We start from the raw sequence: 16,839 nt of genomic DNA, 5'->3' as shown, positions 1-16,839 counted from the left end.
GGTTAACCCCCGTTACTCGTAAAGGTTGTGATAATGGCCAGCAGGTGAAACGGCAGTGGCTGCCGCTGCTGGATAAGTAATGAGTCCTCGCCTTTTTCCCAGCCGAGCTTTCCCCAAAAGTGATCGCCGGTAAAAAGCGGTGCTGGCTGATCGAGGATTTTTGGCCCGAACTGGCGAAAGGGGATTACTTGCCCGTTACACTCCGCGCCAGTGGTTTCAAGGAATCGCATAACAACTTCACTTGTCCGCTTCTTGGCGTTCTGCGTAGTGCCCTCCGTTGTGGCAACCTCGGGCGTGAGGGTTTCGATAGATGTGTCATAATGCAATCCGATCTCGACAGATTTAGCTTGGCGCGACAGCGTCACTTCTCCGCCGGAAACAACCTGCTGGGGCATAACGCTACCGTCTGCCACTATATCAACTGTTTCCCCCTCGATGTGCCCGAGACCGGCCCATACGGTCGCCCCGTCCAGGCTGGTGCCGGTAACGGATGAATCCGTGTTCAGGTTGATATCGAGCAATTCAACATATCGCACCGTTTCACCGCCGATTTCGCGGCGAACAATCACATATACCGCATCGTCTGTATCTGATGGGATTGAAGCCACCGATTCGAAATAACCGTCCGTTACCTGGCGCGACCATGCGATCACGTCCTGCCCGCGGTCAACGGACATTGTTACCAGCGTGCCATCATTACGAACCATCCAGATAAAAGAATCTGGCTGCTGTTGATAGGCCATTTCTATAATCCCGCTTTCAGTGATGTGCTCAGATAAAATCGACATATCATTGGCCGAATAAGCGACATAACTATCGGGGTCGTATGCCACGGCAAACAGTTTTCTGCTGGCTCGCTGCACGAACATGATTTCGGTACCGACTCGCACCGGGCGAATGTTATTGCAGCCGTAGGGGCTGGGGTTTTTTACCGATATATTGGTCGGTGTAATGGCCGCATCACTGCCGGCGGTAAGGGTGAATTCCCCGCCGTATGTCAGCGCGATGAGAGTATTCATTTGCGCCAGGTGCACGATTGGGTTTATCTGGTCTGACGAAACCGTAAACGACATGGCGTCGTCGTCTTCGCTGCCGATTTCAAAGCTGAGATAAGAACCGGTTTCGCTAAACCATACCGTTTGCGGATAGCTCGGAGAGCCGGCAAAAACCAGCCGCTGCTGGTAGAACGTCACCGCCCCCGGATAACCAAGCCCCTCCGACCAAACGCTATCTTCGCGCGTCCATGCCCCAGGCGATGCCGATTGCGTAGCGCTGAGATCTGAACGAATTACGCCGGCGGCAATCTGCGAGTTCATCACGCTTTCTATCAGGACCAGACCGCTATTGATACGAACGTAGGATCCAACATCTTCCGCAACCCATCCATCACCAGTAAATGCCGTGCTGGCCTCATCGTCATACAGCGTCAGCGTGATTGATGATCCAACAAACTCTTTTACTGACGGTGCGCACCATTTTTCTGGCGTATCTCGGATTTCATCGAATGGCCGGACGATAAACGGCGCAGCGTCCAGGATCCAATTTGTTTGGCCCAGCCGTTGCAGTCGGAACGGGGCAACCTCCTGGTGGACAAGAAACATCGTATCGGCGCTTTGAACGAATCGCACTTCTTCCAGATCTTCTGACAGATAGGGGCTCTCGATTTCATACGGCGTATTGTCGTCGTTAACGATCTGCGCGCCGTTTTGATAAAAGCGCACATAGCCGTCGCCGAATTCCAGCATATAGGCCTGAGAGCGGTTGAACACAAACGGGATTAGACGGGATTTTTTATCAGCGAATTTTGTTGCGGCACAAAACCGGGTGCCCGGCCGGCGCATCACTCCGCCATGAATAACGCACACGGCGTTTTCTATGCGCTTTGCGCCGTTGGCGTAGCGAGCAATATCAACGCGCCCCATCAGTCGCGGGGATATTTCCCCGGCGGTGAAGTTGGTTTTTATCAGATTGGCGCGCATTAGAATCTCGCCTCATACGTGGGATATCCGCCCAACTCTTCCGGCGGATCTTCCTGGCCGTCAATGGCTTTGGCCTGCCGCAGCAAATAAGCAGCTTCCTGCGTCAGCGTGTCGCGCAAGCTGGCCGATGCGGTGACCGCGTATGCCAATTTTGCCGCCATGGTGGCTTCCGCCAGCCCTACCAGCGCCGCATCCCATGTAGACTCGTCATCATTGCGGTAGATGTATCGCAGTTCGATAACGTCGATATTCGCAAGGAGTTTCCGACCCTCTATGCGGTAACGGATATCGTCGCACTCGCCGCCTACTGACAAGATCCGCAACAGGTTGCCCGGCAGCGGGAACTGATACGCAAAACCAAACGCCGGCGGCGTGCTGGATGGGGAAAGAATGGTGCGCCTTATAGCGCAGTTCCAGGGGTGTTTGCGCAGCAAATCGTCGCGAACTGTTGGGTAAATATTCGAACACAGCCGGGCATGGTCGGTGGCTTCATCAAAGCTATTGATGGGGTGCGCGCCGAGCGCCAGGAGTGCGTTTGAACAGATAGAAATGCTGGAAGCCATGACGGTACCTTTAGACAAAAATGCCGGGTGTTACCCCGGCAAAGGCGCTGGCATTAAGCGACGAAATCGATAGCAACAACTTTGCTTTCATTGGCACGGCCTGCACCGTAGGAAGCATCAACCGAAATCTGGATGGTGTTGTTCTTGTCGCGGCGCGGGCCGATATCCGTGTTGTACTCTGCACCGGTACCGAAATGGACGGCAGACTTCGCCCAGGCCGCAGCTGTCTTCGTTGTGACGCCCTCGGCGGTAACAGAATCCAGCGCCTCATAGGCCAACCACTTGAAGCCCAGCCAGTTGCCGGCTAGCGCACCCTCCTGCAGCATTTTGACAGCCATGAAATCCGCACTGGTCAGCGTGGTGTCGCTCAGGATCTGCGTCAGCATGTCGGCGTTGTACGTGATGTACAAATCCTCGCCGTTCTGCTCGTCACACTCGTTGCGCCGGAACATTGCCTTAGCCGCGATCAGCTTGGCCTTGGTCAATCCGGTGCCGCCGGCAACAATTTTTTGCGATGCGGGCAGGACTACGTTGGTGTACGCGCCGTTGTTTTCCGTCTTACGCGGTACCGCATCAAGCAGAGCGCGATAAATAACGGAATCTTTGCGGCGGTTTGCGGCCGCAAGCGTCAATTGCAAATACGGCCCTTGCGGGTCGGCAATCAGCTTGCGCAGATCGCGCTTTTCAACCGGGACGAACACGCCGTAATCAGCCATCAGGGCGTTACGGGTACCTGCTTCCGGTACATCCCAAACGGTGTCACCGAAACGCGTGGTGATAGCGTTCATCTCGATGGTGCCCATATCGTTGATCGTGAACGATGCACCGGTGATTTTCCCGCGGTCATGTACGGCACCCTGCAGGCGAGAATCTTTTTGACCCGCAGAAATTTCAAAGGAATCATGAAACTGCTGCACAAACGCCGCGGTGATCATGTTTTTATTGGCATCAAACGCCATGATATACACTCCACTAAATCTGATTCGCCTGCGGGGTATCGGTTTCCCGGCCCTCTTACGCTGTCCGCCTGGCGCTTACGGCAGCGTGGATTCAGGTATCCGGCTACCACGCCGGGCTGGTGGAGTGATTTTGATTGAGGTGCGCGGTCGGTTTCCCGACCAAATAAAAAAAAGCCAGCGGTTAGGCTGGCTCTGGTGTGACATGTCACGCTATTACGCAACAGGAGAATCGCCGTAGGTTTTCGCGTAGTAATTCCGGACGCGCGCAGATACTTTTTCGTGATCGGCGTGTTTCGGGTCCGTGTAGGCTTCCGTCTTCATCAGATCGCGGATGCTCTGCTGTTCTTCCAGATTGACTTCTCCGCCGGCCGGGGAGTCCTCCTGCATTTCCTTGCCGACTTTCGCCAGCATGCGGATAACCAGCGGGTTATTGCCGATTTCGTTTATTTTTCCCTGGTCGGCGGGATCTGCCAGAGATTGAAAAGCCCGGTAAGCCAGCCCAAGATTTTGCTTAAATTCCGCGTCAGTCTTCCAGACTTCCTTAAGTGCGGTTGTGGCCGCTTCCTGATCCAGTGCCGCGGCACCGTTAACCAGGTCGGGCGCCCGCTGCGCATACTCACCCAGGATAAAGCCCAGTTGGTCGTTGGTGATCCCCTTGGCGTGGGCGGATTTAAGAAAACCCTGCATTTCAGGATCGGCCTTAAATTCGTCCCAATTGAAGCCCTCGGCTTCTACCTTTGGAGCATACTCATCAGCCGATTTCGGCGGCGCGTCGCCGCTACCCAGCCGTTTTTCCAGGTGCGTGTAAGACTCCGCCAGTTTGCGGGCTGAGCCCTCAACGTTGAGTTTCCCGTCTTCGCCCACAACCCGGAATTTTTCTGGTACCCAATCACTCTCGCCCGGCTGCCCTGCGGCGCCGGCACCCAGCAAAGAATCGTCGTTACCAGCAGAATTACCACCATCACCATTACCCCCTGCATCAGCGCCTGCGTCGGCATTCATGAACGGATAGTTAATTTTCCACATCGTCGTTTACTCCATCAGCCTGATTTAATCGGCGTAAAATAAAATCGAGCACGTCGCGCTGCCCGGCGTTAAAACACGTCTGTCGATCGCCCTCCGTCCCGCCTTTCACAAAAACAGAGCCGCCGAAACGGCGGGTTAATTCATCAAGAACTTCCGGGCCGCCGGGCGTCTCTTCGAAAAGCCGCTTATAGTCCTCTGGCCGTACCGGTTTAATCATTGCGCGCCACCCACCATTTGCTGAACGATTGCCGTTCCCGCCTCTTTACCTGCTACGTTAGCGGCTTCCTCCCCCGCTTGTGCCATCAGCTGCTGCTGCGCTGCCTGCTGCTGCGCCTGCGCTCTCTGGTCCCGTAGCGCTGCCACATCATCGGCGCTGCGCATAACCTTTGCCGGCACGCCGAGCGCATCAGAAATAACACGGGTTGCCTGGTCCGTGTCCACCAGGTCGGTTACCTGCGGGTTAATTTGTGCGAGCTGGGCAATATTGACGGCCATGCGTTCAATGGCGGTAACGTCCTCCAGCTTTTGAGCGCGCGCCAGCGGTGAGATATAGCGAACGTTGAAATTTGCCTGCTGCATGCTTTCGGGCATTGGCGGGAACGCGCCGGCGCGGAATGCGATACCAAAACAGCGTTCAACCAGCGGTTGTAGATATTCAGCCTGGAATCGGCCATATACCGGGCCCAGCAGCTGGCGAATGAGTGCGACGCGTACATGAACCTCCGTAGCCGTCATTGCCGGCCCGTTCTGCGGCTGTAGCTGGTCAGCCATCAGGATTTTGCGTATCTGCGCCTGCAGGCGTTCTTCTGCCGTAAACGCGACGTTGAAGTCGGCGCCAGTAAGCAACGGTTTCATGCTATCCGTGCTGTTCGCTACGATGATCCGCCTCGGGCCAACCTTGACGGTCCTGGGATTCAGCACGCCATCGTCCTCCGCTATCCACATGCCGGAGATAGCCAAATCCTGCGCGGCCTTTTCCATGCGCTTAATTTCGTTCAGCTCTTTGCAATCCGGCAACGCGTCATAAACGGGGCCGACGCCGTAGGGATTGCCTGGGATTTTCATCCAGCGCGGAACGGCAACGGGGAATTCATGATAGCCAGACTCGCGGGCTATCTGTTTCTCTGCGACGTCTACGTGATACGACGCAAAGCGCATATTCCGCGCCAGACGCGCATCAACAACGTAGCTTTCGCGTGGAAAGATGGCGTGAATAAAATCAAATTTGGTGTCTGGCTTTTTCTGGGCGGCATCTTTGATTTTATCGCTGACCTTGTCCTCGCCGAATTCCTTTACGGCCTGCTCTGCTGATAGCTGATAGCAGCGATAAACCGTGTCAACGATCCCGTCACGCCGGCTGGATGTTGCATAAACTTGCGGTAGCGGCCATTGCTGGAATGTATAGCCTCCATCCTCGCGATCCTCATCGATATACAGCGCAAACCAGCCCGCGCACACAACGTCGAGGCAGGACTCGTATGCCTCCGCGTCAAAGTTTGCCGCGTGAATATTTTCCCACACCAGCGTTGCGCAGATAGACAGCCAGGCCTTTTGGTCGTCGGTTAATCCCTCACTACCTAAATCCAACCACTGAGCGTTAGCGGGCGTCATGCCGGACATGAGAGAGGACGCCAGAATACGCGTGCTGTCGGTTGCCGTACCGTCCAGTAATTTCGCTATCTTCGAGCGTCCGCTTTGTGCGTCCAGTACATCAGACGAGAAACCAGCGCCGCGCAGCGGATAGGTGTAGTCATAGCATTCACGCCACACCGATTCATTTGGTGAGCGTATCGCTTTTAACGAGTCCACGCGCTTGATCAGCTTTGCGGCTGTCTCATCCATTGTTATGCCCCTAAATTGGTTTTACCGCTGGCGCCGCTTGCCAACAAAGAAGTATTGCTGTCTGCCGTACCTTCCGCGCCGCTTGCTAGCAGGGATGATCCCTTTTTGCGTTTCTTCCGGGCTGCTGCATCTGCGTTTGCTGCTTTTGCCGCTGCATCTGCCGCTGCCGCTGCATCTGCTTCCGGATCGCTTTGCACTACGGCTGGCGTTCCTCCACCACACATGATCATTCCCCCTTATTTGACGTGCCAGCCGTGCTCAGTCAGAACGGGCGCTGAAAATGATTTTCGCTGCCCCTCCTCTGTCACGATTGCAGTGGTAGTTGATTGGGTGGTTGCACGTTTAACCAGTTCAATAAAGTCCAGCAGGTTGGTTAGCGGGTGACCGTGCTCATCAACAAAGCCGTATGACTCGAATTTAGTAACGATGCCAAACGCCTCCGCATTCAGGCTGGATAGCGCTTCATTGCGAGTGGTGAAATCCGTGGTTTCGGTTGATGTGGTATCCAACACCGTGGCGCCAGCGGTCGCTGCGTTTAGCTGTTCTGGTGTATTGGCCAGCACTTGTTCCGTGCTGCCGGGTAAAGAATTCAGCAACTGAACATCACTGGTGATATCTTCGGCGCTGGTTCCCCCTGGGGTTTCTATTTTCTTGCGTGGTCGGGCCATGTTCATGCCTCCGTTACTATGGAGTTGTCATTCTTGGCCGGTTTAGTGGTCGGATTCCCGACCAATTAGCGCGGGTTAAAAACCCAATACTGCCGGTAAATTACGGTTGGCAACTTCCCCCGGTCAAAACCCGTTGTTCTGCACCAAAGGGCGATAAGCGCCTCGCCGTCACCGTGCTTTGGCTCTGCGCCAGACTTCCACCCCAGCACCGCAGATTTTGATACGCCCAATTCCCGGGCTATTTGATGCGTTGCCATTCGTGTTCTGGTGATATCCGTTATGACGCGGAACCAGTCTGTTCGGAATGTTGCGACGAGAGGCATTCTTACCCCCTGTAAACGCGCGTGCGCGCGAGATGATGAGAAAATTCACGCGCCCGCCTGATTTTCGAAAAGAGAGATAAACAGGATTTTATGCTTTCCCGCCGCCGGAGATATCCACACTTTTCAGCACAATATTCTTTCTTTAAGGGCAGCATTAAATTCTGAATCATTTAATTTTCTCCTCATCGATTAGTATCGCCTGAGTACGCATTACTCCCTCTGCGTGGAAAAGACGTGCTGTTTCTGCGTCTGTGTAGCGCGTTCTGCGGTCTATTTCGTCATGGCATGCACTACACGCCCAGGCGCCTTGTATGTCGGCTGGCTTGATTCCTGTCCCACAGGTGCCGGAAAGACGGTAGTGCGCCAGCACGGTTGTTTCAGGGTTGTGGTTGCAGATACCAGGTATGCGCACCTGGCATTCTCTGTTGCGGGCTTCTTTGCGTAGGTTTTTCATGCTGCGTACTCCAGCAGCTGCGCAGCTGCGTTTTCTGCGGCTTGCTGCGTGGGGAATGTTTTTGACAGGATGAATGACCAGAGAACATCGAGCGTGGCCTTGTACAGGTCGTAGAACTCGATTTCGTCCATCTTTGCGAACGATATTGAACGGGGCTCTTTGTGTAAGCTGCCGTCCGGCATTTCGAAAACGGCATAGTGACCGGATTCGATTGTTGTCCAGCGCCGGAATGCCTCGAATGATTTTGTAGCGGAGATATTTGCGGCGCGGTTTTTTGCTACGCCCTCCAGATATTCATCAGCGGCGTTCTGTAATGCGTCTTCGCTGCCGGCAAAGTGGGCCAGAAATTTAACGTAGCCACGCACCAGTTTTTTTTCTGCCGGCGATATGGCGCCGCCGGTTGGCTGCCAATATTCGAATCCCAGATTTAACAGGGAGAAGTATTTGCGATGGAATGCAGGGTTTCTTGCCTGTTTAAAATCGGCGTAAATCACAGCGCCCAATTTTAATTTCTGGACGTATTCTTTCGAGTCTGGCGTCGCGGGTATCAGTACCCCGCCGGTGGATTTTAAAAAAGAAAACTGTGCCATCGGTTACCCCTTTGACACAGCAGTTAATCAGGCGTTGGGTGTTCAATCCAACATGTTAATTATAGCGCGTTTCCGTCCGGTTTTACAATCCGATATCCAGCTATTTTAGCTAAATCAATCAACGCGTTAAGCGCTGCTACGTGCTCGTCATCACCCAATTGCCGTATGTTGACAATGCTTCCGTTTTTGCAGGTTACAACCACGCATCCATTCGTTGGGAGAATCTCAGTAATTTTCTCTGCATCAATCACTCATTCCCCCCTGGATTTTGTTTTGGTTCCTCCTAATTATTACATCAAAACACTGTACATATAAACAGTGAATTTAAGATTAATCTTAACGGTTGGTGGTCAATTTCAATTCATGCCATCCGTTAGTATTCCAGCATTCAGAGTCACCACGCATACAGCATTCCGCTACCGGTAGACAATCCCCACACTTTCCGCACCGCCGCCGGCTTATCGACTTAATACGCTGACGCATCCGTGCATCGTCTTGCCTTATCAGCAACTGCACATACTCATCCATGCTATACGGATCTTTGCCTGGGCGGCGCAACTTGCAATTGCGTCCCAGCATTTCCAACTCCTGCGCATCCAGATTCAGCTCAAACTTAGCTACTCCAGATTCACGCTGGCGCTTCCGCTGCGCCGCTTTACGTTCTGCTGCTGACTTAGCCACTTTATTCGCACACCCCCGCATAGACGCTGTTGCAGACGGTGAGGTCCTCGGTCTCGCCCAGCAGATTAAATTGCCGGCCGCCGCGTTCGGTCATAGCCCATTCGCGGTATGTCTCGATTCCGTGCGTTTCTACGGATATGAAATCGATGCGGCGTTCAGATTTCACCGGATCATTTGTCGAGGGGAAGAACGTGCTGTTCTGCCTGCGAGAGCACGCCGCGACGAGGTGCTCCCATTCGGCCACGCGAGCAATTTCTTCCGGCCAACGCTTGAATATCTCCGCCAGCTCGGACTTGCTGACGTTGATACACGGCATGCAACCTACCCGCTTGCAACCTTGCTGATAGAGAGGGTTGGGCTTGATGCCATGCCGACGAGCCAAAGCAAAAACATCATCGTGCGTCCACGTCAGGATCGGTCGATAGATGGCCAGACGCGGCCCGATGTCGAAACCCTCTTCCCATTCGGCAAGGCCGGCGCGCGCGCGGGATTCCTGGGCACGGACACCTTGCCAACTGATGACATTCAAGCCGTTGTTGATGAGCGGATCGACGACTTGAACCCGAATGGGTTCATGCTTCAGTTCCGTGGTGCAAAAACGCCGGCGCGTAGATGGAAAACGCCCTTTCCACATGCATAGGTCGAGGAACGGATTGCCGGTGGGGTGCAGCAGCGATAGTGCCCGCTTGATGATTTCGGCCGCCCGTTCGGGAGTGAAGCCGCATTCCGCAACCAGCGAAACAGGCCATTTTTCGGCAATAAACCGCCGCTTACCTTCAATTTGCCTTGTGAAGTCAGCCTTAACTCTCCTTATCTTACCGAGGCGGTTTTCAAGGTAATCTATATATTCCATTGTCTGCGGGTGTTCGTGACCGGTGTCAGCAAATGCGGGAATATGCTCAACATCGGATTCTATGGCTAACAACCATTGCGCCAACGAATCTTTCCCGCCAGACACGCTAATTGTGTTGATTGCGTTGGGCGCCAGACACAGAGAATTGACAATAAATTGCATCATTCCCCCTCCACGCCAGAAACACGGAGCGGAACAACGGAATATTTAGGCGCTTCGTCCGCTATATCTTCGTTCAGATAATAAATTTCATCTTCCAGCAGGCCCTTGTCTTCACTCACGCAAAACTCATCAAAGTATGCCCTGCCGTCTGGTGTCGCGATGCCGTACATAAACGGTTCCGCGTGTTCCGTCCGTAACTGCTGGTTTTCCTCCTGCAGCTCTTTTGAGGTCCGGCGCAGGCGGTTGACGCGCGTCTCGGATTCCCCCAGCTCGCGCAGCAGGCGCAGATTATCGGCGTTCAGTATTTCGAATTGCCCGGCAGCGAAATTAAGCACGCGCTGTTCTTCCGTTGTTGCCGCTTTTATCGCCGCGGCGCGGATGGCTCCGGCGAGCACATCTGTTGTGATTGTGGTCATTTGGTCTTGCCTCGTTTTTGGTTGTGATACTCGCGCCAGTGGTTCAAGCGCGCCTTGAAATGTTCCCGGTATTTTTCATCAATCGTTTCCAGTTCACGCTCAACGTTGCGCCGCGATATTTTCCCGGCTATCAGCTGATTGATTAACTGGTTGGCGCGCAGATCCCACCATTCCATTTCCCTGTATTCCTGCGGCCATTCCCCGCGATTGTGGGGTAGTCCGGGCGGTAGATAATCCCTGGACATGGTTACTTCCCTATCTGCTGGATGCTGTCGAGCAATAACCGAGATCGCCCCGGGGAGCCTATACGGGCGCCGGTGTTTTTGTAATAAACCTCATTTGGTCCCGCTATCCAGCCCGTCGCGGTTTCGCTCAGCCTTACCTGGCGCCGACCGGCATTTCTGATAACCGTGCCAGTGTGCGTTTTGCGAGCTTTCATCTTGGGAGTGCGGGTTTTCGGTTCCGGTCCCAGCCTGGGCTTAACTACCTGAACCGGGACCGGCGCCGGCACGTAGGGTGAACGGGTACGGGCGCGAGCGTTGGCGTTCATGCGCCACAGGATCAGCGCGGTATAATCGCATCCATCGTCAATAACGGTGCGTTTCGGAAAAATTACGTCTGTCGTTGTCATGGTCTTGCCTCGGTTGGTTAAGCGCTGGTCAGGCGCGGTTAAAATTCTTCAATCGGTTTTTTCTTGCCGTAGCGCCGGCTTTTTTCTTGCCCGACCGACGCCAGGCGCTGGGCTTCATCGGGCGGAATATCTCTGATGTAGCCGTCAATCATCTGAGCGTATGCGGTGCCGCTGGGCCCCTCGCGATTCAGGCGCAAAATCAGTTCCATCAGCGTTTTATCGGCCTGTTCGTTGTAAACCGCGTCGCGGTACAGCCCTATCCACACGTCGCAATCCTGCTCGATTTGTCCAGTGTCTTTGCTGTCTGCCGGCCACGGCCGTTTGTCGGCCCGCTCTTCCAGTTTCCGGTTTAGCTGGGTCAGCAGCAGAACAACGCAATCCAGCTCTTTCGCCAAATTCTTTAGCCCGGTAGTTATTGCCCCGTAGCTGATATCGCGGCGCTCGGCCTCCTCGCCTTTCATCAGCGTCAGATAATCGACGGCCACCAGCCCGATATTTCCGCGCTGCCGCTTCACTTTCCTGCACTCGGCAACGATATGCGCCAGCGATACACCCGGCGTGCTGTCTATCATCAGATTTGATTCGGCCAGTTCTGTGGCTTTTGCCATCGCCCGCGCCATTTCCACATCATCGTAGGCGCCGTTGTAAAACAGGTTTGAGCTGATAGCGGCCTCCTGGGCTATCATGCGTTCGATGATCCCCCGGTCTGTCATTTCCAGGCTAAAAACCAGCGTCGGCAGCCGGTGATTCAGCGCGAAATGTGTGGCGATTTTGTTGTACGTGGCTGTTTTACCCATTTTCGGCCGGGCGCCGATGACAACCAGGGCGCCGCGCAAAACCTGTTTCGGCGCCATCAGCGTATCCAGCCCCTCGATACCCAGCGTGAACCCCGCGGCGCCGGCGGGATCGCTAAACCGGCGATCCAGCTCATCAACCCATTCGCCAACCACATCGGCCGCCGCTTTTAGCCCGCCGCGCTTTCCGGTGGTAGCGTGATCAACAACCGCGGTGATCATCTGCTGAACGCTGCTTAACCGGCTTTCCACGCTGGCGCTGTTGCTCGCACCCACGATCTCGATGCAGGCGTACAGTTTTTCCAGCGTGTAACGCAATACCGCTTTCTCGCGAACGATGCGGGCATAGGCCAGCGTGTTGGCCGCCATCGGCACGCGGGCCATTTCCGCCAGGTAGGCAAATCCCCCGACCATCTCCAGTTCGCCGTTTGATTCGAGCAGTTCACCCAGCGTGATTAAATCGGTTGGCTTGTCAGAGCGCGCCAAATCAACCAGGCGGCGATAAATCATCTGATGGGTACGCAGGTAAAACGATTCTGGTTTTAACAGCGCCATGACGCCGTGACGGCGCTCCTCGTCGGTATTCAGCATCATTCCGCCGATAACGGCCTGCTCTGCGGCGGAGTTGTGCGGCACAACCGGATCATTGGTCATTCGCGCGTTCCTCCTTGACGGCCACGTAGCAGCGTTCGGTCACCAGATAATCCAGGTTCTTGCGTTTCCAGAATCCGCCGCGGCCGTTCGGCCGGTCTTCCAGCATCCAGCGGCAGTTGCTGGCGATATAGCGCAGATAGGCTTCCCAGCGGTCAGAGTTGAATTTAAATTTCTTCCAGAAGTTGCGGATTGTTTTCTTCCTGGCGTCCGTGAGGATTTTCACCTGGGCCATTTCCGGTAGCGTGTCGTGATACACGTCCAGAATTTTTTGATAATCGATTTTTTCCGCTGGCTGTGACGGTGAATCAGCTTTTGCTGGTTCACCAATAACAGGTTCATTGACTGGTTCAGAAGAGTGACTGGTTCTGGGGTTTTCTGACGCCCCAGGGGGTGGGTTTTCTGACGCCCCAGGGGGGTTTTCTGGTGACCCACCTATGCTTTCTGACGCCCCAGGGTTATCGAGCTTCAGATAATAAACATTTGACGTATTACCCTTGCCGTTATTTTCCCCCAATCGGTTCTCTTTGGTTAAAAACCCCATTTTTATCAGCGTCGTGATATGGGACTTAACCGCGCTCCTACTGCACTCGCACTGATCTGCAATGTGTTGGTATGACGGCCAGCACTCGCCCTTGTCATTCGCATTATCAGCCAGCTTTAACAGCACCAGTTTTCTTAGCGGGTTACCAACTTTTTGGTTCATGGCTTTAGCCATTAAATTCATGCTCATAATCAGATCCCCAGCGCGTCGGCAATCTGGCGGCATGCCCGCTGATACTCTGCCTGAGAAAGTCCGCGGCTATACAGTTCGGCTTTACGCTGCTCGTACTGCTCCCACAAAGACAACGCGGCGGCGCGGCGAAGCGCAAAAACGAGTTCGATATCAGCGGCGGCAACTAGCTCGCCATTAATCCGGAAACCATTCCGGTATGTGATTCGGTCTATTCGGTTTAGCATTGGTCTTGCCTCGATAATGCGGTGGTCAGCCGCCGTTGATGTAATGCGGGTTCCATCGCCGCCAGCGCCGTATTTGCCGCCGTAAGTTGCCGTGATATGTCACGGTCATTCAGCAGCACGGAAATGATCGCCGTGGAAAACTCACGAATAGCAACGCAAACCAGGTGCTGCACGGAACCGCCGCCGAGGCGCGCCCGCCGCTCCGCCGGCAGAGCTTCACGTATGGCCGGCGCCAGCGCCTTAACCTTTCGGCTTGATGCCTTTGAATCGCTACGCAGCCAGCGGAAAATCTGTTGCCTGTTGTTGTAGATGGCTTTCCAGTCAGCCACGCCGCCCTGCGCCGTCTCTCGCAATCGAATATTCGGATCGCCGCCGACAATAAAAAACTGTCGGGTTATCTCGATCGCCACCGTGTCCTGTCCCACCTCAACGGCCCATGCCTCGACCTCGGCTTTCAATTCTTCGATGTTTTCCACGCGCGTCTCCTGTCGCTAAACTGATTAATCACAATCAGATTTGTGTGGTGGTAATGGTTATGCTGCACCCTTATTCAAACCGTCACGGTTTTGATAAAGGGCCGGATCATATTTAAGGGCGCCGTTAGTTAGGCGCTCTAGGCGAGCGGCGCGACGCTCGGGAATGATCTCCCCCCACGCGCTTGCTGACGGCAATTTAACGCCGGCGGCATCCGCCAATTTTGTCAGGTTGCCAAAATATTTAATGGCATCGGATTTGTACATGTGAACACACCCCCTTGTTAGATTTAACTGACAAGCTAGGTGTTCAGGATATCTAAGTCAAGAAAATTTAGAATTAACTAATTATGAATACACCTGGTGAGCGCATCAGAGCGCGCAGAAAAGAACTCAAGTTAACGCAACGTGCACTCGCAAAACTGATCAAGGTTTCTCATGTGACAGTCTCACAATGGGAGACTAACGATAGCGAGCCGGGGGGTAAAAACCTTTTCGCACTGAGCAGTTCCTTGCAATGTTCTCCCACATGGATACTGTATGGCGACAGCGATCAGCAGCCAGGTGAAGCCGCGCCCACACCTAAAGAGCTTGATGAGAGAGAGTTGGAGTTATTAACTCTTTTTTCATCCCTTCCTGAATCAGAAAAAGAACGCCACTTAAAAGACCTTCGAGAAAAAGTGGATGGGTTCAATCGCCTATTTGAAGAACTTCTCCAGGCAAGAAAAACAAAATAACTTCTAAATAAAAATCAGCTACATGAGAATTTTCACGCCCCAACTGTTCGTTATTTCTAAATTTTGGATTGACTAACAATTCAGTTTTGTCTAAATTCATTCCCATCAACGCAGCACAAACCATGCAGCAGTTGATCGGGTAAACGTTCTGGCAGCCGGGAAATAGCGGCAGGGGGAAAACGCATGAGCAACGTAATTTTTGCATTGAAAGTGCTGGGTTTATGGATTGCGGCGGCGTCAGTGGCATCGATAGCGGTTGGCGGCGTAGTGGCGGTAATAGTCATCCCATTTTTATAAGAATTCACGTGGCCACGGCGGGAAAGCGTGGCAGGCAAGACCTCAATGATCGACCCGCTGGCCCGGCGTTATGGGTAGCACCAGAGACGGTCGTAAGTTCTGACTTGTTGAGTCGGTAAAGCGACGCCGGAAAGCGTAACCGGCACATACATCGGAGGTGCGCGCCCGAATAATACGCTGACTTGCGGGAAAGACCACAACTGAATTCGATTTGGAACGCTCTCCACCGTTCGCGGTGTGTTCTCCTGACGCATAGAGAGTCAATGCTAAGGCCGTCCGATGGCGCGTAAACGGGGTCAGCCTGCGTCCTCGATAAACCACGGATAAAACAGTGCCGTCAGCTCCTCGTTACGGAGCACCCAACTGTAAGGGTATTGGCGTATGACAGGCTCATAACCTAACCCATACGTGCCGCAGTGCCAAACGTGGCAAGTGCCCTTTCAGTTGTGGTGAATGCGCAGGCTGATGCGCCATTTTTTTTCACCAGCATACGGACGTAAAAAAGCCTGCCGTTAGGCAGGCTCCTTTACCCCGGTTCACCGACCAAAGTTTACCGGGAAGCTGCGGCAACCGACCAAAGTCGCCGCGAGGCAAGACCAATACCAACCAACGGCCGATACCGATCGGCATCAGTATACGAGGATCGCTATGAAAGCGCCAGATATCACCGAAATCGAAGTTACTCTCTATTTCCACCAATGCCCGCATTCAAAAAATATCGTAGTAACTACGTGTGACATGTCACAGCAAGGTTACACATTGTTTGGCACCTGCGCGGTTACCGCCCCGGTTCCCCAAGTTTCCCCCGCCGATCTGGTTAACCTCCAGGTCGAAAATCTCAAAAACCAGCAGCAAAAAATTCTGGCTGACGCGCAAGTTAAAGCCGGTGAACTGGAAGACAAAATCCAGCGCCTGCTTTGCATTGAGCATCATCCGCATGTCAGCGCTGACGCTGACGAAATCCCGCAATAACCAACAGAGGCAAGACCAATGAAAACCGAAAAAAATGAAGCTATCGATAGCGATAGTATTTTGAAGATCACAAAAGGCCAGGTGAAGTCCTGGGAGGCATGCAGGGGTGGTTACGCCTGGTTCGTCGAAAAATTCCCACAGGGTGGCGAATACGCTGACGTGCATCAGGCGTTACTTGATGATAACCGAATCGATGATGCCTCATGGCTGGTCGGAAAGGTATATGAAACGTTTTGGGGAACACCAGAACTTCCTCGTGCCGAAGCTGCCGCCGGCGACCGTATGATTCAATCACTTAATAGTATGGAAATGCCAACGGCCGAATCGATTATATCAGAAACCGATAGCGACTCAGAAAGCAGCGGCGACTGGACCCAGCAGGCCAGCAGCGGCGACGGGACCAAGCAGGCCAGCAGCGGCGACGGGACCAAGCAGGCCAGCAGCGGCGACGGGACCCAGCAGGCCAGCAGCGGCGACGGGACCCAGCAGGCCAGCAGCGGCGACTGGACCAAGCAGGCCAGCAGCGGCGACTGGACCCAGCAGGCCAGCAGCGGCGACGGGACCAAGCAGGCCAGCAGCGGCGACGGGACCAAGCAGGCCAGCAGCGGCGACGGGACCCAGCAGGCCAGCAGCGGCGACGGGACCCAGCAGGCCAGCAGCGGCGACTGGACCAAGCAGGCCAGCAGCGGCGACGGGACCCAGCAGGCCAGCAGCGGCGACGGGACCAAGCAGGCCAGCAGCGGCGACGGGACCAAGCAGGCCAGCAGCGGCGACGGGACCAAGCAGGCCAGCAGCGGCGACGGGACCC

At 54.3% G+C, this 16,839-nt stretch carries 22 protein-coding genes and 2 pseudogenes; 4 read left to right on the top strand and 20 right to left on the bottom strand.

What is annotated here, in order from left to right; translation table 11 throughout:
• Nucleotides 1-2: 2 nt before the first annotated feature.
• From MFP24_RS20890 to MFP24_RS20795, 20 genes are all read right to left on the bottom strand, one after another.
• Complete coding sequence (locus MFP24_RS20890; RefSeq protein ID WP_249232703.1) at nt 3-1,979, bottom strand: phage nozzle protein; 1,977 nt, start codon at nt 1,977-1,979, stop codon at nt 3-5.
• Nucleotides 1,979-2,542 carry a phage connector family protein gene (locus MFP24_RS20885; protein WP_249232704.1) on the bottom strand — a complete coding sequence of 188 codons (564 nt, stop codon included), beginning with the start codon at nt 2,540-2,542 and terminating at the stop codon, nt 1,979-1,981. Before MFP24_RS20885 ends, MFP24_RS20890 begins: the two co-directional genes overlap by 1 nt.
• A 53-nt stretch (nt 2,543-2,595) precedes the next feature.
• On the bottom strand, nt 2,596-3,501 hold the full coding sequence (locus MFP24_RS20880; RefSeq protein WP_249232705.1) for a phage capsid protein: 906 nt from the start codon (nt 3,499-3,501) through the stop codon (nt 2,596-2,598).
• Nucleotides 3,502-3,714: 213 nt separating this feature from the next.
• Nucleotides 3,715-4,527, bottom strand: coding sequence for a hypothetical protein (locus tag MFP24_RS20875; RefSeq protein ID WP_249232706.1), 813 nt, complete (start codon nt 4,525-4,527; stop codon nt 3,715-3,717).
• Nucleotides 4,514-4,744 (bottom strand): Bbp19 family protein, encoded by a 231-nt coding sequence (locus tag MFP24_RS20870; protein ID WP_249232707.1) that lies wholly within the window; start codon nt 4,742-4,744, stop codon nt 4,514-4,516. Before MFP24_RS20870 ends, MFP24_RS20875 begins: the two co-directional genes overlap by 14 nt.
• The gene (locus tag MFP24_RS20865) at nt 4,741-6,369 is read right to left on the bottom strand and encodes a portal protein (RefSeq protein ID WP_249232708.1); all 1,629 of its coding nucleotides are present in this window, start codon (nt 6,367-6,369) and stop codon (nt 4,741-4,743) included. The genes MFP24_RS20870 and MFP24_RS20865 overlap by 4 nt, the downstream gene beginning before the upstream one ends.
• A 2-nt stretch (nt 6,370-6,371) precedes the next feature.
• A complete protein-coding gene (locus tag MFP24_RS20860) occupies nt 6,372-6,593 on the bottom strand; it encodes a hypothetical protein (protein ID WP_249232709.1) in 222 nt (73 codons plus the stop codon).
• A 12-nt stretch (nt 6,594-6,605) separates the two neighbouring features.
• Nucleotides 6,606-7,037: a hypothetical protein gene (locus MFP24_RS20855; RefSeq protein ID WP_249232710.1), complete on the bottom strand. Its 432-nt coding sequence runs from the start codon at nt 7,035-7,037 to the stop codon at nt 6,606-6,608.
• A 489-nt stretch (nt 7,038-7,526) separates the two neighbouring features.
• Nucleotides 7,527-7,814, bottom strand: a complete 288-nt coding sequence (locus tag MFP24_RS20850; RefSeq protein WP_249232711.1) for a DUF1364 domain-containing protein — start codon at nt 7,812-7,814, stop codon at nt 7,527-7,529.
• Nucleotides 7,811-8,404 carry a DUF1367 family protein gene (locus tag MFP24_RS20845; RefSeq protein ID WP_249232712.1) on the bottom strand — a complete coding sequence of 198 codons (594 nt, stop codon included), beginning with the start codon at nt 8,402-8,404 and terminating at the stop codon, nt 7,811-7,813. The genes MFP24_RS20850 and MFP24_RS20845 overlap by 4 nt, the downstream gene beginning before the upstream one ends.
• 336 nt (nt 8,405-8,740) lie before the next feature.
• Entirely contained in the window at nt 8,741-9,085 is a 345-nt protein-coding gene (locus MFP24_RS20840) for a hypothetical protein (protein WP_249232714.1), read from the bottom strand.
• Between the two features lies 1 nt (nt 9,086).
• Nucleotides 9,087-10,103 (bottom strand): phosphoadenosine phosphosulfate reductase domain-containing protein, encoded by a 1,017-nt coding sequence (locus tag MFP24_RS20835; RefSeq protein ID WP_249232715.1) that lies wholly within the window; start codon nt 10,101-10,103, stop codon nt 9,087-9,089.
• Nucleotides 10,100-10,516, bottom strand: a complete 417-nt coding sequence (locus tag MFP24_RS20830; RefSeq protein WP_249232716.1) for a hypothetical protein — start codon at nt 10,514-10,516, stop codon at nt 10,100-10,102. The genes MFP24_RS20835 and MFP24_RS20830 overlap by 4 nt, the downstream gene beginning before the upstream one ends.
• Nucleotides 10,513-10,692, bottom strand: a complete 180-nt coding sequence (locus MFP24_RS20825; RefSeq protein WP_318011352.1) for a hypothetical protein — start codon at nt 10,690-10,692, stop codon at nt 10,513-10,515. Before MFP24_RS20825 ends, MFP24_RS20830 begins: the two co-directional genes overlap by 4 nt.
• Before the next feature lie 71 nt (nt 10,693-10,763).
• Entirely contained in the window at nt 10,764-11,147 is a 384-nt protein-coding gene (locus tag MFP24_RS20820) for a hypothetical protein (protein WP_249232718.1), read from the bottom strand.
• Between the two features lie 38 nt (nt 11,148-11,185).
• Complete coding sequence (locus tag MFP24_RS20815; RefSeq protein ID WP_249232719.1) at nt 11,186-12,595, bottom strand: replicative DNA helicase; 1,410 nt, start codon at nt 12,593-12,595, stop codon at nt 11,186-11,188.
• Nucleotides 12,585-13,325: a helix-turn-helix domain-containing protein gene (locus MFP24_RS20810; protein ID WP_249232720.1), complete on the bottom strand. Its 741-nt coding sequence runs from the start codon at nt 13,323-13,325 to the stop codon at nt 12,585-12,587. Before MFP24_RS20810 ends, MFP24_RS20815 begins: the two co-directional genes overlap by 11 nt.
• Nucleotides 13,326-13,327: 2 nt before the next feature.
• On the bottom strand, nt 13,328-13,552 hold the full coding sequence (locus MFP24_RS20805) for a hypothetical protein (RefSeq protein WP_249232721.1): 225 nt from the start codon (nt 13,550-13,552) through the stop codon (nt 13,328-13,330).
• The gene (locus MFP24_RS20800) at nt 13,546-14,028 is read right to left on the bottom strand and encodes a toxin YdaT family protein (RefSeq protein WP_249232722.1); all 483 of its coding nucleotides are present in this window, start codon (nt 14,026-14,028) and stop codon (nt 13,546-13,548) included. Before MFP24_RS20800 ends, MFP24_RS20805 begins: the two co-directional genes overlap by 7 nt.
• 57 nt (nt 14,029-14,085) lie before the next feature.
• Complete coding sequence (locus tag MFP24_RS20795; RefSeq protein ID WP_249232723.1) at nt 14,086-14,292, bottom strand: Cro/CI family transcriptional regulator; 207 nt, start codon at nt 14,290-14,292, stop codon at nt 14,086-14,088.
• Between the two features lie 83 nt (nt 14,293-14,375).
• On the opposite strand from MFP24_RS20795, the gene MFP24_RS20790 reads away from it, so the two are divergent.
• From MFP24_RS20790 to MFP24_RS20780, 4 genes and pseudogenes are all read left to right on the top strand, one after another.
• Nucleotides 14,376-14,762, top strand: a complete 387-nt coding sequence (locus MFP24_RS20790) for a helix-turn-helix domain-containing protein (RefSeq protein ID WP_249232724.1) — start codon at nt 14,376-14,378, stop codon at nt 14,760-14,762.
• A 945-nt stretch (nt 14,763-15,707) separates the two neighbouring features.
• Nucleotides 15,708-16,031 carry a hypothetical protein gene (locus tag MFP24_RS20785; protein WP_249232725.1) on the top strand — a complete coding sequence of 108 codons (324 nt, stop codon included), beginning with the start codon at nt 15,708-15,710 and terminating at the stop codon, nt 16,029-16,031.
• An 18-nt stretch (nt 16,032-16,049) separates the two neighbouring features.
• Nucleotides 16,050-16,250, top strand: a pseudogene (locus MFP24_RS24470) (hypothetical protein); the annotation flags it as partial.
• 79 nt (nt 16,251-16,329) lie between these two features.
• A pseudogene (locus MFP24_RS20780) lies at nt 16,330-16,839 on the top strand (DUF4573 domain-containing protein); the annotation flags it as partial.

The organism is Brenneria tiliae, from assembly GCF_023347575.1.
Lineage (GTDB): Bacteria > Pseudomonadota > Gammaproteobacteria > Enterobacterales > Enterobacteriaceae > Brenneria > Brenneria corticis.
Note: the sequence above shows the minus strand (reverse complement) of the source record. Positions and strands in the feature narration are given on the sequence as shown.

Excerpts from the sequence above, each read along its gene's own strand:
- MFP24_RS20865 (WP_249232708.1), bottom strand. The coding sequence starts at position 6,369 with ATGGATGAGACAGCCGCAAAGCTGATCAAGCGCGTGGACTCGTTAAAA.
- MFP24_RS20795 (WP_249232723.1), bottom strand. The coding sequence starts at position 14,292 with ATGTACAAATCCGATGCCATTAAATATTTTGGCAACCTGACAAAATTG.
- MFP24_RS20815 (WP_249232719.1), bottom strand. The coding sequence starts at position 12,595 with ATGACCAATGATCCGGTTGTGCCGCACAACTCCGCCGCAGAGCAGGCC.
- MFP24_RS20790 (WP_249232724.1), top strand. The coding sequence starts at position 14,376 with ATGAATACACCTGGTGAGCGCATCAGAGCGCGCAGAAAAGAACTCAAG.
- MFP24_RS20880 (WP_249232705.1), bottom strand. The coding sequence starts at position 3,501 with ATGGCGTTTGATGCCAATAAAAACATGATCACCGCGGCGTTTGTGCAG.
- MFP24_RS20885 (WP_249232704.1), bottom strand. The coding sequence starts at position 2,542 with ATGGCTTCCAGCATTTCTATCTGTTCAAACGCACTCCTGGCGCTCGGC.
- MFP24_RS20890 (WP_249232703.1), bottom strand. The coding sequence starts at position 1,979 with ATGCGCGCCAATCTGATAAAAACCAACTTCACCGCCGGGGAAATATCC.
- MFP24_RS20875 (WP_249232706.1), bottom strand. The coding sequence starts at position 4,527 with ATGTGGAAAATTAACTATCCGTTCATGAATGCCGACGCAGGCGCTGAT.
- MFP24_RS20855 (WP_249232710.1), bottom strand. The coding sequence starts at position 7,037 with ATGGCCCGACCACGCAAGAAAATAGAAACCCCAGGGGGAACCAGCGCC.
- MFP24_RS20845 (WP_249232712.1), bottom strand. The coding sequence starts at position 8,404 with ATGGCACAGTTTTCTTTTTTAAAATCCACCGGCGGGGTACTGATACCC.
- MFP24_RS20805 (WP_249232721.1), bottom strand. The coding sequence starts at position 13,552 with ATGCTAAACCGAATAGACCGAATCACATACCGGAATGGTTTCCGGATT.
- MFP24_RS20870 (WP_249232707.1), bottom strand. The coding sequence starts at position 4,744 with ATGATTAAACCGGTACGGCCAGAGGACTATAAGCGGCTTTTCGAAGAG.
- MFP24_RS20860 (WP_249232709.1), bottom strand. The coding sequence starts at position 6,593 with ATGTGTGGTGGAGGAACGCCAGCCGTAGTGCAAAGCGATCCGGAAGCA.
- MFP24_RS20825 (WP_318011352.1), bottom strand. The coding sequence starts at position 10,692 with ATGGAATGGTGGGATCTGCGCGCCAACCAGTTAATCAATCAGCTGATA.
- MFP24_RS20850 (WP_249232711.1), bottom strand. The coding sequence starts at position 7,814 with ATGAAAAACCTACGCAAAGAAGCCCGCAACAGAGAATGCCAGGTGCGC.
- MFP24_RS20820 (WP_249232718.1), bottom strand. The coding sequence starts at position 11,147 with ATGACAACGACAGACGTAATTTTTCCGAAACGCACCGTTATTGACGAT.
- MFP24_RS20830 (WP_249232716.1), bottom strand. The coding sequence starts at position 10,516 with ATGACCACAATCACAACAGATGTGCTCGCCGGAGCCATCCGCGCCGCG.
- MFP24_RS20835 (WP_249232715.1), bottom strand. The coding sequence starts at position 10,103 with ATGATGCAATTTATTGTCAATTCTCTGTGTCTGGCGCCCAACGCAATC.
- MFP24_RS20785 (WP_249232725.1), top strand. The coding sequence starts at position 15,708 with ATGAAAGCGCCAGATATCACCGAAATCGAAGTTACTCTCTATTTCCAC.
- MFP24_RS20810 (WP_249232720.1), bottom strand. The coding sequence starts at position 13,325 with ATGAGCATGAATTTAATGGCTAAAGCCATGAACCAAAAAGTTGGTAAC.